At 70.8% G+C, this 13,597-nt stretch carries 13 protein-coding genes and 2 pseudogenes; 7 read left to right on the forward strand and 8 right to left on the reverse strand.

Annotated elements, in window-relative coordinates:
• The first annotated feature begins 30 nt into the window (after window positions 1-30).
• Entirely contained in the window at window positions 31-1,134 is a 1,104-nt protein-coding gene (locus OG842_RS14885) for a hypothetical protein (RefSeq protein WP_266730112.1), read from the forward strand.
• 85 nt (window positions 1,135-1,219) lie between these two features.
• The gene (gene msrA, locus OG842_RS14890; protein WP_266730113.1) at window positions 1,220-1,885 is read left to right on the forward strand and encodes a peptide-methionine (S)-S-oxide reductase MsrA; all 666 of its coding nucleotides are present in this window, start codon (window positions 1,220-1,222) and stop codon (window positions 1,883-1,885) included.
• A 12-nt stretch (window positions 1,886-1,897) separates the two neighbouring features.
• On the opposite strand, the gene OG842_RS14895 is transcribed toward msrA, so the two are convergent.
• Window positions 1,898-2,452, reverse strand: a complete 555-nt coding sequence (locus OG842_RS14895; protein ID WP_266730114.1) for a hypothetical protein — start codon at window positions 2,450-2,452, stop codon at window positions 1,898-1,900.
• Between the two features lie 968 nt (window positions 2,453-3,420).
• Here OG842_RS14895 and OG842_RS14900 point away from each other — a divergent pair.
• From OG842_RS14900 to OG842_RS14910, 3 genes are all read left to right on the forward strand, one after another.
• The gene (locus OG842_RS14900; RefSeq protein WP_328512253.1) at window positions 3,421-4,167 is read left to right on the forward strand and encodes an IPT/TIG domain-containing protein; all 747 of its coding nucleotides are present in this window, start codon (window positions 3,421-3,423) and stop codon (window positions 4,165-4,167) included.
• Window positions 4,168-4,463: 296 nt separating this feature from the next.
• Window positions 4,464-5,582, forward strand: a complete 1,119-nt coding sequence (locus OG842_RS14905) for an IPT/TIG domain-containing protein (RefSeq protein ID WP_266730118.1) — start codon at window positions 4,464-4,466, stop codon at window positions 5,580-5,582.
• Window positions 5,583-5,748: 166 nt separating this feature from the next.
• Window positions 5,749-6,150, forward strand: coding sequence for a YrdB family protein (locus tag OG842_RS14910; protein WP_266730119.1), 402 nt, complete (start codon window positions 5,749-5,751; stop codon window positions 6,148-6,150).
• 41 nt (window positions 6,151-6,191) lie between these two features.
• Here OG842_RS14910 and OG842_RS14915 read toward each other — a convergent pair.
• The 3 genes and pseudogenes from OG842_RS14915 to OG842_RS14925 all read right to left on the reverse strand — a co-directional run.
• A pseudogene (locus OG842_RS14915) lies at window positions 6,192-6,278 on the reverse strand (winged helix-turn-helix transcriptional regulator); the annotation flags it as partial.
• Window positions 6,279-6,408: 130 nt separating this feature from the next.
• On the reverse strand, window positions 6,409-7,788 hold the full coding sequence (gene gdhA / locus OG842_RS14920; protein WP_266730120.1) for an NADP-specific glutamate dehydrogenase: 1,380 nt from the start codon (window positions 7,786-7,788) through the stop codon (window positions 6,409-6,411).
• A 210-nt stretch (window positions 7,789-7,998) separates the two neighbouring features.
• Window positions 7,999-8,166 carry a hypothetical protein gene (locus tag OG842_RS14925; protein WP_266730122.1) on the reverse strand — a complete coding sequence of 56 codons (168 nt, stop codon included), beginning with the start codon at window positions 8,164-8,166 and terminating at the stop codon, window positions 7,999-8,001.
• A 296-nt stretch (window positions 8,167-8,462) separates the two neighbouring features.
• On the opposite strand from OG842_RS14925, the gene OG842_RS14930 reads away from it, so the two are divergent.
• Complete coding sequence (locus OG842_RS14930; protein ID WP_266733598.1) at window positions 8,463-10,013, forward strand: hypothetical protein; 1,551 nt, start codon at window positions 8,463-8,465, stop codon at window positions 10,011-10,013.
• A 36-nt stretch (window positions 10,014-10,049) separates the two neighbouring features.
• On the opposite strand, the gene OG842_RS14935 is transcribed toward OG842_RS14930, so the two are convergent.
• Complete coding sequence (locus OG842_RS14935; RefSeq protein WP_266730124.1) at window positions 10,050-10,562, reverse strand: hypothetical protein; 513 nt, start codon at window positions 10,560-10,562, stop codon at window positions 10,050-10,052.
• 222 nt (window positions 10,563-10,784) lie between these two features.
• On the opposite strand from OG842_RS14935, the gene OG842_RS14940 reads away from it, so the two are divergent.
• Window positions 10,785-11,252: an RDD family protein gene (locus OG842_RS14940; RefSeq protein ID WP_266730126.1), complete on the forward strand. Its 468-nt coding sequence runs from the start codon at window positions 10,785-10,787 to the stop codon at window positions 11,250-11,252.
• 65 nt (window positions 11,253-11,317) lie between these two features.
• Here the strand turns inward: OG842_RS14940 and OG842_RS14945 are convergent.
• From OG842_RS14945 to OG842_RS14955, 3 genes and pseudogenes are all read right to left on the reverse strand, one after another.
• Window positions 11,318-11,515, reverse strand: a pseudogene (locus tag OG842_RS14945) (ABC transporter ATP-binding protein); the annotation flags it as partial.
• Window positions 11,516-11,615: 100 nt separating this feature from the next.
• Window positions 11,616-12,878 carry a L,D-transpeptidase gene (locus OG842_RS14950; RefSeq protein WP_266730128.1) on the reverse strand — a complete coding sequence of 421 codons (1,263 nt, stop codon included), beginning with the start codon at window positions 12,876-12,878 and terminating at the stop codon, window positions 11,616-11,618.
• Between the two features lie 279 nt (window positions 12,879-13,157).
• Entirely contained in the window at window positions 13,158-13,544 is a 387-nt protein-coding gene (locus tag OG842_RS14955) for a hypothetical protein (protein WP_266730130.1), read from the reverse strand.
• Window positions 13,545-13,597: the final 53 nt, after the last annotated feature.

The following is a 13,597-nucleotide window of genomic DNA, read 5'->3' on the forward strand; positions in this document are numbered from 1 at the left end:
ACTACCGGGCCGTCCGGTGACAATGGGTGCATGGAGATTCTCTGGTTCCTGATCGCCCTGTGCATGCTCGCGGCCGTCGTCGGCCCCTTCGTGCTGCGCCGCCGGGGCGGGATCCGCCTGGCCGCGCCGGGTTCCCCGGACGCCGCGGACCCGGACGCGTACGGCTTCGTGCGCCAGGAGGAGCTGGACATCCGGCTGCCGGGCCCGGACCAGGACCTCCTGGACGTGCTCGACGTCGTGCAGCGTTCCCAGGACTGGCGGGCGGCCTCGCAGCTGCTGGCCGGTACGCCCAAGGAGGGCGAGGTGCGGTGGCAGCGGGTGCAGGCCTTCGCCGGGGCCGCCTCGCTGGAGCTGGCGCAGCAGCCCGGGGTCGGTGGTGCGTGGCTGCGCACATGGCGGGCCGAGGCGCCGAAGGACGCGGGCGGCGCGGCGGTGCACGCGGAGTTCCTGGTGCAGCAGGCGTGGCGCTCGTCGACCGCGGGGACGGACGACTTCCGGATCATTCTGGAGGAGGCCCGTACGGTCTGCGGCGAAGCGGCGCTGCTGGCGCCCGGCGACCCCGTTCCGTACCTCACCGAACTGGCCGTCTCCCGCGGACTCGGCTACTCCCACGAGGAGTTCGACCAGCTCTGGGCGAAGGTGATGGACCGCGCCCCGGCCCACATGGGCGCGCACATCGCCGCACTGCACTTCTGGTGCGAGAAGTGGCACGGTTCGCGCGAGGAGGCCGACCGCTTCGCCACCGCGGCCGCCGCCCGCGCCCCGCAGGGCTCGCTGCTGGCCGCTCTGCCGCTCTTCGCGGTGTACGAGCACCTGCCCGAGGTCAATCTGGTGCAGGGCTTCTACCGCGGCGCGGTGGTGACCAAGGCGGTCGAGGGCGCCCTGTTCGCGGTGCACGCGGCCCGCCCCGACGACCCGATGCTCGCCCACGTACGCCATCTCCTGGTCCTCTTCCTGGTCCGGATGGAGCGCTGGTCGGAGGCGATGGCCCAGCTCGTCCACATCGACGGCCACGTCGGCGCACTGCCCTGGACACAGGGCCCCGACCCGGCCGCCGAGTACGCGGTCTACCGGGCGCTGGCGGTGGCCGGGTACGAGGCGAATGGCGGCACCCCGGCGACGCTGCCGCACTGACCGCACGTACGGCCGGGCGGGCGGAATCCATGGCGCCCCCACCGCGTTGTACGCACTGCACACTCACCCCAGGAGGAGCCCCCGCATGTTCCTGCAACGCCGCACCCCGCAGCTCCCCACCCCGGAGGAGGCCCTGAAGGGCCGCCCCACCCCCGAATTCACCGTCCCCACCCACCACACGGTCCTCGGCAACCCCCTGGTGGGCCCGTACCCGGAGGGCCTGGAGGTCGCGGACTTCGCGCTGGGCTGCTTCTGGGGCGCCGAGCGCAAGTTCTGGCAGACGGAGGGTGTCTGGACGACGCTCGTCGGCTACCAGGGCGGCTACACCGAGAACCCCGCGTACGAAGAGGTCTGCTCGGGCCTGACCGGCCACACGGAGGCGGTCCGCGTCGTCTTCGACCCGGAGATCGTCTCGTACGCCGAGCTCCTGAAGCTCTTCTGGGAGTCCCACGACCCGACCCAGGGCTTCCGCCAGGGCAACGACGTGGGCACCCAGTACCGCTCGGCGATCTACACCCACTCCCCCGCCCAGGAGGCGGCGGTGGCAGCCTCCCGCGAGGCCTACCAGAAGGTCCTCACGGCCGCCGGTCACTCCACGATCACCACGGAGATCCTCCCGGCGGAGGGCCGCACGTTCTGGCCCGCGGAGGGATATCACCAGCAGTACCTCGACAAGAACCCGGCGGGCTACTGCGGCATCGGCGGCACGGGGGTCTCGTGCCCGATCGGGGTGGCTCCGGCGGAGGGGTGAGCCGGGCGGCGGCTATGGCGTGGGTACGTCCAGGTCGAGTGCGCTGAGCACATCTCCGAGAAGGTCCTCAGAGGCGAACTCCGAGACCCAGAGCGCGAACCGCCGGGTGTACTCGGCCAGGACCTCCCCGTCGACGTCCTCCGTGCCGTCGGGCGGCGTGAGCCCGAAGTTGCGTTGCAGCCACGCGTGATACCTCTGGCGTGGGGAGGCGAGACGGGCGCGGACCTCGGGGTCGTCCGGCTCGGCGGCGAGCAGACGGAAGAGTTCGCGCAGGTTGCAGGCCTCTGTGCAGAGGTCACCCTCGTCACCGAAGAAGATGACGGGCAGGGTGGCGAGGTCGGTGCGGTCGTCGCAGCGCCACAGGGCGCAGTACGAGCCGGAGTGCGTCGCGTACGCGAACGGGATCAGCCGGTCCAGGTATGCGTCGGGTGCGTCGCCGCAGAACCAGTCCAGGCCCTTGTCGTACTTGAACAGCTCGAAGCCCGGCGCGAAGAACTGCCCTTCGAGGCTGTCCTGGAACTCCTTGAGCAAGTTCAGTTCAGGGACGGGAGAGGACGCGTCGCTCACGAGGACTCCTTCGACGGGGCGGTGACCGGGCAGCGAGGACGCTGTCCGCAGGGTCTGACACCGCCGCCGGCTCGCCGATCCCGTCGGCGAACCCCTGTGCGTCCGCAACGTCGAACCGGGCTCCGAAACCGCCCGCTCCCTCCAACCCCTCACCAGTTGGACAGCACCACCGCAGCCGGACACGCTCCCCCGGCCGCAGCCCACCATCCCGCCCGAAGCAACCCCGTAACGATCCAGCCCGCGTACACGCCAGGCGCATGCTGGTTTCGGGTGGGGCGCGCAGTGAGAGAGGCGGCGGGTTCGGGTACCCCCGGCGTACTGATGCACCCGCCCTCCGTACGCTCGTCCGTTCAGGTGACTGCCCGTCACAACACTTGTGTCATATTCCAGTTGTATGGGTCACTTGCGTAACCAAACCGGTGGGCCGCCCATCCCTCTCCGGGGGAGCGCGGAACCGTTCTGTTCGCCGACCGCCCACGTATGACGGGCCTCGGCATCTTTTGCTCCGGATGGCCGCGATGGGCGCCCCTGTAGAGGACATGGATCCGACCAGTCGTCCCTGCCGAACAGCAGCAGGGACTGGTGCGGCAGCCCCCGGCCTCTGCAAGTGAGCGGTGCGCGAACCATACGCGCACACCGAACACCTCGTCATCGGGACCACGAGAGCAGCCGGCCGGCCACGGCCTGCGGGGCCGGCCGGCTTGCGACTCGGCTCGTCACGGCTCCGAGTGCCCTGTTCGGCGGACGGCCGATGACGGAGCCTTCCCCGCCAACAGGCGCCCTTCGGAAGGTTCCCCGGGCTCGCCCAGCGGCGTCCCCGGGACCGGCCGAGCGGGAGGTGAGCGCGGACGGCCGGGGCCGGACAGCGTCCCGGTGGTCCAAGCCGCGGCCATGGGCCCTGATCCGGGCCCGTCTCGAAGTCAACTTCCGGATTCGAGAGGTAAGTTCAAGGAACACGGAGGACGATCATGCCAATCAGTCCCAACCAGGGCTCCACCGGTGGCGGTACCACCGTCACCATCACGGGAACCAACCTCACGGGCACCACCGCGGTGCTCTTCGGCACCAAGCCGGCCACCGGTGTCACCAACGTCTCGTCCACCCAGGTCACCGCTGTCTCCCCGTCCGGTTCCGGCTCGGTCGGCGTGACGGTGACCACCCCGGGCGGAACCAGCAATCCGATCCCGTTCTTCTACGTCGGCGCCCCGTTCAAGTCCGGTCTGAGCGTGAGCTCGGGCCCCACCGCAGGCGGCAACACCGTCGTCATCAGCGGCACCGGCCTGTCCACCGCCACAGGGGTGTCCTTCGGCGCCAATACCGCCACGCCGACGGTGCTGTCGGACAGCCGGATCAGTGTCGTCGTGCCCGCGGGTGCGGCAGCCGGGCCGGTGGGGGTCAGTGTGACAACCGCCGGAGGGTCCAACAACGGTCTGTCGTACACGTACATCGACGTCCCGACCATCACCGGGATCACTCCGGCCTCCGGACCGACGTCCGGCGGAACGGCGGTGACGATCACGGGCACCAACCTGACCTCGACGAGTCAGGTCACGTTCGACTCGGTGCCGGCACCGTTCTCGGTCATCGACGCGACGACGGTGTCCGCCGTCACCCCGGCCGGTACCGTCGGTGCGGTCGACGTGGGTCTCTCCAACCCCGCGGGCACGGCCACGGACGTCGGCGCCTTCACCTATGTGGCGGGCCCCGGTATCTGATCCGCCACGGCTGTGGCACCGGCCGTCGGCGCGGAACAGCGCCCGGCGCCGGTACCGCTTCCGGTGCATGATGCCCGCCCCGGTCGGCGCGCTCCGCGCCCGGCCGGGCGGGTACCCACTCGGCACCACTCGCTCGCGCCGCCCGGCCAGGAGGTCCGGGCGGCGCCCGGCCAGGAGGTCCGGGCGGCGCCCGGCCCTCATATTCCGGTCCCCTCGTCCCGTCCCGCCCACAACACCCCCCGTCCATGACGTCCTGTCCAACACCCCGCTCACACCACCCTGACAGGAGAACGGCAGTGGAGCACTCCGACAACTCAATGCCCCACGCTGCGCAGCCGTCGACGGCCGCGGCGGCCCACGCGATCACGACGAGCAGTCCATTCCCGGCGGCGGCCGTAACGGTCGCGACGCCCACGATCAGCTCCCTCACCCCCACCCAGGGGCCGGTCGAAGGCGGGAACACGGTCACGATGACCGGGACCGGCTTCACCGGCGCCACCTCGGTCCGTTTCGGCACCACGGCCGCCGCGTTCATCACCGTCTCCGACACACAGCTCACCGCGATCGCCCCCGCCGCTCCCGCCGGCCCGCTGAGTGTCACGATCACCACCCCGGGCGGCACCAGCGCCGGTATCTCCTACGCGTATGTCGCCGCTCCGGTTCTGGGCAGTGTGGCTCCTGCCCAGGGACCGCTCGCGGGCCAGAACACCGTCACCCTGTCCGGAACCGGCTTCACCGGTACGACCTCTGTTCGTTTCGGCGTGAACACGGCGATTGCGTTCACCTTCGTCTCGGCGACCCAGCTGACCGCGGTGGTCCCCACCGGCGGCCCGGGGCCGGTCGCCGTCACGGTCACCACGCCCGGCGGTACCAGCACTCAAGCCGTCCCCTACTACTACCTCGGCGCACCGGTCCTCAACAGCGTCGCCCCCAGCTCCGGTCAGGTGGGCGGCAACAACGCCGTGACGTTGACCGGGGCGAATCTCCTCCAGGCCACGACGGTTCGCTTCGGCTCGACGGCGTCCGCCCCCTCCGCCATTCTCTCGGCCACGGAGATCAGAGCGACGGTGCCGCCCGGTGTCAGCGGCACCGTACCGGTCAGCGTCACCACGCCCGGCGGCACGAGCAACGCCGTCACCTACCTGTATCTGGGCGTCCCGGTGCTCGCCGGTCTGGTACCCGACCAGGGACCGTCGGCAGGCGGGAACACGGTGACCGTCACAGGCTCCGGACTGACGTATGCCACCGCAGTGCTGTTCGGAAGTGTGCCAGCCGGCTTCACCGTGGTCTCCGACACCCAGTTGACGACCACGGCGCCGCCCGGCGTGCTGGGCGCGGTCACCGTCAGGGTCGTCACCCCGGGTGGCACCAGTATCGGCGATACCTACACCCGAGTCGGCCCACCCGGCGTCTGAGCGGTCCGGTCTGCTCGGCGGACATCCCCCGTCCCAGGCCGGCTCAGGGTTCGATCCGACTCGACTCGACGGCACGCCGACGGCTTTGACAGGATCTTCGCCTCCTTGCTGGACTGCGGGGTCGGGCCACCCCGGTCGACCACCGTGCGAAGAGGAGTTCCCGTTGATGACGAGCGAAGGGCGCGGCACTGCTGCCACACCGACCGGTCCGGCCTGGCTCATGGCCAATGAACTGCTCGCGTTCGTCGTCGAGGTGGCGGCATTGGCCGCTCTGGCCTGGTGGGGTTTCGTCACCGGGGACGGTGTGGCTGCCCGGTTGCTGCTGGGGATCGGGGCGCCCGCTGTCGCCGCCCTGATATGGGGGATGTTCGCCGCGCCTCGTGCGCGTTTCCGGCCGCCGCTCGCAGGGGTTCTGCTGGTCAAGGCGGTGGTGCTCGGTGGTGGTGTGTACGCGGTGCATGCCGTGGGGCATTCGGTGGCCGCGGTGTTCTTCGGGGTGGTGGTGGTCGTGAACACGGGGGTGGCGGAGACCTTCCGGCGACGTCTGAACGGCGGCGCGGCCGGCTGACGTTGCGGCGGCGTCAGGCGCCGGGCCTGCGGGGTCCAGGCGCTGTTTCGGCCCTGGGCGGCCATGATCTCGTCGCCGTACTCGAAGGCCCAGGCACCGAATGCGTCGATGGGGCCGAGCAATGTCCGCCGAGCAATGTCCGTCAGTGGTAGTGGTCCGAGCCGCATCGGCTTCGTCGGCCGGCTGTCCCCACACGGCCGTGGCCCGGCTGCTCCGCGCGGAGCAGCCGGGCCACGGTCATGTGTCAGGGGTGCCGGATCAGATCAGGCCCTGGGCCAGCATCGCGTCCGCGACCAGTTCGAAGCCGGCGATGTTGGCGCCGACCACGTAGTTGCCGGGGCTGCCGTAGCGCTCCGCGGTGGTGTAGCAGGAGTCGTGGATGTGGCGCATGATCTCCGCGAGGCGCTCCTCGGTGTGGGAGAAGGTCCAGGAGTCGCGCGAGGCGTTCTGCTGCATCTCCAGGGCGCTGGTGGCCACGCCGCCCGCGTTGGCGGCCTTGCCGGGGGCGAAGGCCACTCCGGCCTCCTGGAGGACGCGTACGGCCTCCGGCGTGGTGGGCATGTTGGCGCCCTCGGCGACCGCCTTCACGCCGTTGCGCACCAGGGCCACCGCGTCGGCCTCGTGGAGCTCGTTCTGGGTGGCGCAGGGCAGGGCCACGTCGCAGGGAACGTTCCAGACGCCCGTGCCGGGGACGTACTTGACGTGCTCGCCGCGGCGTTCCGCGTACTCCGAGACGCGGCCCCGGCCGGCCTCCTTGATCTCCTTCAGGAGGGCGAGGTCGATGCCCTTCTCGTCCACGACGTAGCCGGTGGAGTCGGAGCAGGTCACCACGGTCGCGCCGAGCTGCTGGGCCTTCTCGATCGCGTAGATCGCGACGTTGCCCGAGCCGGAGACGACGATGCGCTGGCCGTCGAGGGACTCGCCCCGGCTGCGCAGCATCTCGGCGGTGAACATGACACAGCCGTAGCCGGTCGCCTCGGTGCGCGCCTGGGCGCCGCCCCAGCCGAGGCCCTTTCCGGTGAGGACGCCGGACTCGTAGCGGTTGGTGATCCGCTTGTACTGGCCGAACAGATAGCCGATCTCGCGTCCGCCGACGCCGATGTCACCGGCGGGGACATCGGTGTACTCACCGAGGTGGCGGTGGAGTTCGGTCATGAACGACTGGCAGAACCGCATGATCTCGGCGTCCGAGCGGCCCTTGGGGTCGAAGTCCGCGCCGCCCTTGCCGCCGCCGATGGGCATGCCGGTGAGCGCGTTCTTGAAGATCTGCTCGAAGCCGAGGAACTTCACGATGCCGAGGTTGACCGAGGGGTGGAAGCGCAGCCCGCCCTTGTACGGACCCAGCGAGCTGCTGAACTCGACCCGGAAGCCGCGGTTGACGTGGATGTCACCGGAGTCGTCCGACCACGGCACCCGGAAGATCAGCTGGCGCTCGGGCTCGCAGACGCGCTCGATGATCCTGGCGTCCACGAACTCCGGTCGCTTCGCGAGGACCGGGCCGAGGGTCTCCAGGACCTCCCGTACCGCCTGGTGGAATTCCTTCTCGCCCTGGTTGCGCCGGAGGATCTCGGCGTACAGCGGCTCGATGATGCTGTTCTCGGTGGCGTGCGGGGTTACGGAATCAGGGGTGGCCTGCATCAGGTCAAGACCTTCCGTCGGTGGGCATGCGCGCGAAGACGCCCCCCGTCCCGGGGGCGCCGGCGGTCCCCCTCCCCATTGAGGGCGTCGCCCAGACTTCGCACGCTCTGCGGCTCACGAAAGCGACGTACTGAACCGTTGTGGCCCACCCATTGTCCCAGCCGCCCCGGTGGCTCTTTCAAGGGGACCCGAGCAGGGGGGGGACGGCCTCTACGCGCGCGCCTCGCGTCGCAGCATCCACAACCCCGCTCCGGAGGCGATGACGACCAGCCCCGAGACCACGCTCAGCACGATGTGGAGAGCGTTGTTCTCCATCAGGTTGAGCGCGACGTTCGCGGCGAGCGCGGCGCAGAGCGCGAGCCACAGCAGTGCCTTCATGGGGTTCCTCCGTGTGGGTGACCGGGGTGATGCCGTGTCGCCGGGTGATGTCTCCATTCTGTTGGCGGGAGGCGGCCGCCACGAGGGGCCGGCCCCCCGGGTCCGTGGTGTAGCCGGCTACACCACGGACCCTGGCAACGCGGAGGCTGCGGCCCGGTCCGGATTGTTTTACTAGGGTTTGCCGGGTGGGGATCACCGAGCGCACCGGACCGCGCGTAGCAAAACTCGCCCGGGAGGGCCGGCCGGAGGACGGGCCGGCCTCCGCCGGTACCGCCGAGGATCCGGCGCTGTGGTGGGTGCCTGGGATCGCGGTGCTCGTCGTCGTGCCGCTGTACCTGCTCTGGGCGCTGGTGCTGGCCACCGGCGGCGGTGATCTGGCGGCGCAGCTCGCCTGGGCCGGCTTCGCCTCCCGGCATCCGGGGTCCGCGTACAACCTCTCCTGGTACGGAGGGATGCACACCGCCAACTACAGCCTGCTGACGCCGCCGCTCATGGCGGTGTCCGGGGTGCGGACGGTGACCGTCGCCGCCGGGCTCTGCGGGTCGTGGGCGCTGGGGCGGCTCTGTGTACGGAGCGGGGTGCGGTGGCCGGGCGCGGTCGCGGTGCTGGGTTCGCTGACGCTCTGGTGCAATGTCGCGTCCGGGCGCACCACGTTCGCGCTGGGCGTCGCGATCGGGCTGGTCGCGCTGGTGTACGTACGGCGCCGCCGCACGGGCATCGCGGCGGGCTGCGCGGCGCTGGCCACGGCGGCGAGTCCGGTGGCGGGGCTGTTCCTGGTGGTGGCGGGCGCGGCGTACGGGCTGGACCGGCAGTGGCGGCGGGCGGCCGGGCTCGCCGTGCCGCCGTTCGTGGTGGTGGCCGCGACGACGCTGCTCTTCCCGTTCACGGGTGAACAGCCCATGGCGGCGGGCAGGTTGTGGATGCCGTTGGCGGCCTGTGCGGTGCTGTGGCCGGCGGCGCCGCGCGAGGGCGGCTGGCGGGTGGTCCGGTTCGCGGCCGCGGTGTACGCGGTCGGCGTCGTGCTGACCTTCCTGATCGCCTCGCCCATCGGGACGAACGTGGAGCGGCTGGTGGGGCTGGCCGGTCCGCCCGTGCTGCTGGCGGCGCTGGCGGCCGTCCTGACGAGGGGCCCCGGGTGGACGCGGGGCGGCGCGGCCGTGCTGCTGGCCGGGATGCTGGTGTACAACTCGGCCTGGCTGGCCGGCAAGACCGATGACGACCTGCGGGTCTCCGGCTCCGTGCCCGCCTGGGCGGCACACACCGACGGCGTGGTCGCCGAGCTGCGCCGGCTGGGCGCCGGGCGGACCCGGGTGGAGGTCGTGCCGGCCCGCAACCACCGCGAGGCGACGGTCCTCGCCCCGTACGTGAACATGGCGCGCGGCTGGAACCGGCAGCTCGACGTGGAGCGCGGGCGGCTGTTCTACCAGGGGAAGCCGGCCCCGGCGACGTACCGGGCCTGGCTGGACCGGTGGGGCGTGGGCCTGGTCGTGCTGCACAGCGGCAGGCCGGACGGGCCCGCCGAGGCGGAGGCGGAGATCGTCCGGCGCGGCGCCGACTGGCTGGAGCCGGTGTGGCAAAACGCCGGATGGCGGATCTACCGGGTGCGCGAGTCCGTACCGCTGATCTCCGCTCCGGGCTCCGTCGTACGCGGGGACGACGCCTCCCTGGTGGTACGGATGCCCGCCGCCGGGTCGGTGACGGTACGGATCGCCTACTCGCCGTGGCTGCGGGCGGACGGCGGCGGGTGCCTGCGGCAGGACGGCGAGTGGACGCGGCTGACGGTGGAGCACGGCGGGGAGTACCGGCTCGATTCGCACTACCGGCTGTGGCCGTTCGGGTCCTGCTGAGGGGGCGGGGCGAGCTTCACGGGCGGGGCCCGGGAGTCAGTCCGTGATGCCCAGGTCCTGGCGCATCAGCCGCCACATCGTGTCGAGGCAGGGGTCGGCCGCCTTCAGGTCTTCCAGGGCCTGTCCGACGTTCTCGCCGTCGCGGGCGACGCCCCGGTCCAGGCGCTTGACGACGGCGTCACCGCCGGCGAGCACCCGGTTGAGGTCGCGGGAGGCCTGCAGTATCCGTTCGGGGACGATCATCTGCGCCTCGGCGTAGCGGTCGCGGTGGTCGAGGCGGGCCTCTTCGAGCTGGTTGCGTTCCTGCTCCGTGTAGACGCCGTCGCGGATGCGGTGCAGGGCGTCCTTGAGAAGGGTGTGGAACTGCCGGGAGGCCCGGTTCATGGCCGTGTACTGGGTACGCCGCTCCTCGAACTTCCGCCGCTCGTCCGCCAGTCGGGTCTCCTCGGTGCGCTGGCGCACGGTCAGCCGCTGCGCGAACACCGGTGCGAGGAGGGTGCCGAGCACCCCGACGACTGCGGTGATCATGGCGGTGATGGCGGTGGTCATGGCAGTGAGACTAATGCGGGCCGCCGGGCGGCGTACGCGCGGTTCCCGGGGGCATGGTGACGGCTCATCAGACATGATGCCGTCATGACAATTCCACGGGTGGCGAGACGTACCCGGAACCTCGCCGGATCACCGTTGCCGGCAGCTCGCCCGGCCCTCCCGCCCTCGCCGGGGTACCGGACCGCGCCGCGCACGGCGTGCTTACCGCCACGGGTGGGCGACATGCGCCGCTACCTCGCCGTCGGCCTCGACTGCTACCTGTGCCTGGTCACCGTCGGCATCCTGGCCCGGCCGTACGTGCACAGGGCCGATTCCGCCGAGGCGGCCGGCCTGCTGCTCGGCCCGGCGCTCGTGTTCTCGTTCCTCAACCATGTGGTCCTCACCGCGCTCACCGGAGCCGGCGCGGGCAAGCTGATCATGGGGATACGGGTGGTAAGACTGCCCGACGCCGGACGGCCGGGGCCCTGGCCGCTGCTGCTGCGCTGGCTGTACGGGCTCTGCTGGCTGCCGCTGCAACCCTGGTACGGGCTGCGCTCGCTCCTCTCGGGCCCCGGTGTGCTGCCCCGCACCACCCTCTGGAACGGCGGGAACGGTGAGCTGCGCGCCGATCCGCTGGGCCTGCGCCAGGTCCGCCGCAGCGACCTCGCCGCCCACCGGGCCGCCACCGTGGACGCCCGGGCCCACCGCTGAGACCGGGCCCGCATGCCCGGCACCTGCCCACGGGCGCCGGCCCCCTCCTCAAGTCCCTTGCCCGGTCAGGCCGCCGCGTTCTCCGTGATGGTGACCTTGCCCTTGCGGATGTTCGCGAGCCTGGGTGCCCGCCGGGCGATGGCACTGTCGTGCGTGACCATGACGAAGGTCAGGCCGTGCTCCTTCCACATGGTCTCCAGCACCTCCATGACCTCGTCCCGCATCGACTCGTCGAGGTTGCCGGTGGGCTCGTCGGCGAGCAGCCGACGCAGGAGGCGGCGGCACCGCGGATCCGAGGGGATCCGGGTGCCGCCGCCTCCATGCGGGGTTCGGGCCGCGCCGGGGATGGGCGCGCGGGCCGGGTCAGGCCGCGGAGCCCGCCGTCCACTCCGCCCAGCTCATGTTCCAGCCGTTGAGGCCGTTGTCGGGGGTGATGGTCTTGTCCGGGGAGTTCTTGACGATGACCACGTCGCCGACGATGGAGTTGTTGTAGAACCAGGCGGCGGGCTGGTTGGCGTCGCCCGCGCCCTTCACGTCGGCGAGGCCGACGCAGCCGTGGCTGGTGTTGGCGCTGCCGAAGATCGACCGCGCGCCCCAGTAGTTGCCGTGGATGAAGGTGCCCGAGGTGGACAGCCGCATGGCGTGCGGCACGTCCTTGATGTCGTACTCGCCCTTGCCGTCGTCGTCGGTGAAGCCGACCGTCGCACCGTTCATCCGGGTCTCCTTGAACTTCTCGGAGATCACCATCTGCCCGTTGTACGTGGGGTTCTCGGAGGAGCCGGAAGAGATCGGGATGGTCTTGATCGTCTTGCCGTCCTGGGTGACGGTCATCGTCTTGGTGTTGGCGTCGACCGTCGAGACCTGGTTGCGGCCGACCTTGAAGGTGACCGTCTTCTGCTGGACGCCGAAGACGCCGTCCGCGCCCTCGACGCCGTCCAGCGCCAGCTTCAGCGTGACGGTGGAGCCGCCCTGCCAGTAGTTCTCCGGACGCAGGTCGAGACGCTGCGAGTTGAACCAGTGGCCGACGACTTCCTGGCCGCTGCTGGACGTCACGGTGATGCCGTCCTGGACGGCCTTCTTGTCCGTGATCGCCTTGTTGAAGTTGATCGAGACCGGCATGCCGACACCGACGGTGGAGCCGTCCTCGGGGGTGAAGTTCCCGATGAAGCTGTTGGCGGGCGAGACGGTGGTGAAGGAGGAGTTCTCGTGCGCCTCGCGGCCCTTGGAGTCCTTCGCCGTCGCGCTGATCTTGTACGTGGTCGAGCGCTCCAGCTGGACGTCCGGCTTCCAGCTCTTGCCGTCGGCGGAGAGCGTGCCCTTGACGGCGTCCCCGGCCGCCGTGGTCATGGTGACCTCGGAGAGCGTGCCCTTGGTGACGGCGACCTTGGCGTCGTTGTTGATGCTCGCGTTGGTCGCGCCGTTCTTCGGCGAGATCGCTATCTGAGCTTCCGAGGCGTCCTGGGCCGCGGCCTTGTCGACCTCGGCCGCCTGCGACTTCTTCGAGCTCTCGGCGCTGCTGCCGCTCGTGTCGTTGCAGGCGGTGAGCACCAGAACGCCGCCGAGCAGTGCGGACGCGGCCATCAGGCCCCTGCGCCGCTTGCTGTCCGTCATCACACGCTTCTCCATCGTTGCCGAATCCCCATAAACCCCGAGCGGAGCCGCCGTCGACCGGCGGAACCCGTCATTGGTCCTAGAACCCATGGAAAGGGTCCTCCGTTCCACATCCACGAAAGATGTGGGGAACAACACTCATCGACGCGTCCGCGGTTGCGGTGGTTCCCGACGCCGGTCCCGTAGGAGCGGCCGGCGAACGAAACGGCCCCGGACCGCGTACGAAAACGGTCCGGGGCCGGTGTTCACCAGCTGCTGGTCCCGCCGCTCGCGGCGACGTGACCGTCGTCGTCCTCACCCATTGTGCGGGACGCCGCCACCGCTCCCCACGCCGTCCTCCTCGTACTCCTCTTCGCCGTCCTCCTCGTCGAGGTCCCAGGCGTCCGGGTCGTCGGGGTCGTAGTCGATGGTCTCGCTGCTCCAGGAGGCCTGCGCGAGCTCGACCCCGGGTACCTCGCCGACCAGGTCGAACGGGTCGACGAGGGAGGCGAGGGCCTCCGCGCCGTCCTCCCGTACGGCGGCCTCGGCGTGCATGCGTTCCTCGGCCGGCTCCCCGCCCGGCTCCCCGTACTCGGCGGCGATCGACTCCAAAGCGGTGCCGCTGAGGGCGGCGGGGTCGGTGATCTCCAGCACCATTTCGACTCGAAGCCGAACAAACTGTGATGTCTCAGAAGTGCTCATGTGCCGGAGCGTAAGCTCCTCGCGCTTCCGGCTTTCCCGCGACCCGCTGCTTT

It is taken from the genome of Streptomyces sp. NBC_00376 (assembly GCF_036077095.1).
Classification (GTDB): domain Bacteria; phylum Actinomycetota; class Actinomycetes; order Streptomycetales; family Streptomycetaceae; genus Streptomyces.

Excerpts from the sequence above, each read along its gene's own strand:
- OG842_RS14940 (WP_266730126.1), top strand. The coding sequence starts at position 10,785 with ATGCGCCGCTACCTCGCCGTCGGCCTCGACTGCTACCTGTGCCTGGTC.
- gdhA (WP_266730120.1), bottom strand. The coding sequence starts at position 7,788 with ATGCAGGCCACCCCTGATTCCGTAACCCCGCACGCCACCGAGAACAGC.
- OG842_RS14955 (WP_266730130.1), bottom strand. The coding sequence starts at position 13,544 with ATGAGCACTTCTGAGACATCACAGTTTGTTCGGCTTCGAGTCGAAATG.
- OG842_RS14950 (WP_266730128.1), bottom strand. The coding sequence starts at position 12,878 with ATGGAGAAGCGTGTGATGACGGACAGCAAGCGGCGCAGGGGCCTGATG.
- msrA (WP_266730113.1), top strand. The coding sequence starts at position 1,220 with ATGTTCCTGCAACGCCGCACCCCGCAGCTCCCCACCCCGGAGGAGGCC.
- OG842_RS14935 (WP_266730124.1), bottom strand. The coding sequence starts at position 10,562 with ATGACCACCGCCATCACCGCCATGATCACCGCAGTCGTCGGGGTGCTC.
- OG842_RS14910 (WP_266730119.1), top strand. The coding sequence starts at position 5,749 with ATGACGAGCGAAGGGCGCGGCACTGCTGCCACACCGACCGGTCCGGCC.
- OG842_RS14925 (WP_266730122.1), bottom strand. The coding sequence starts at position 8,166 with ATGAAGGCACTGCTGTGGCTCGCGCTCTGCGCCGCGCTCGCCGCGAAC.
- OG842_RS14900 (WP_328512253.1), top strand. The coding sequence starts at position 3,421 with ATGCCAATCAGTCCCAACCAGGGCTCCACCGGTGGCGGTACCACCGTC.
- OG842_RS14885 (WP_266730112.1), top strand. The coding sequence starts at position 31 with ATGGAGATTCTCTGGTTCCTGATCGCCCTGTGCATGCTCGCGGCCGTC.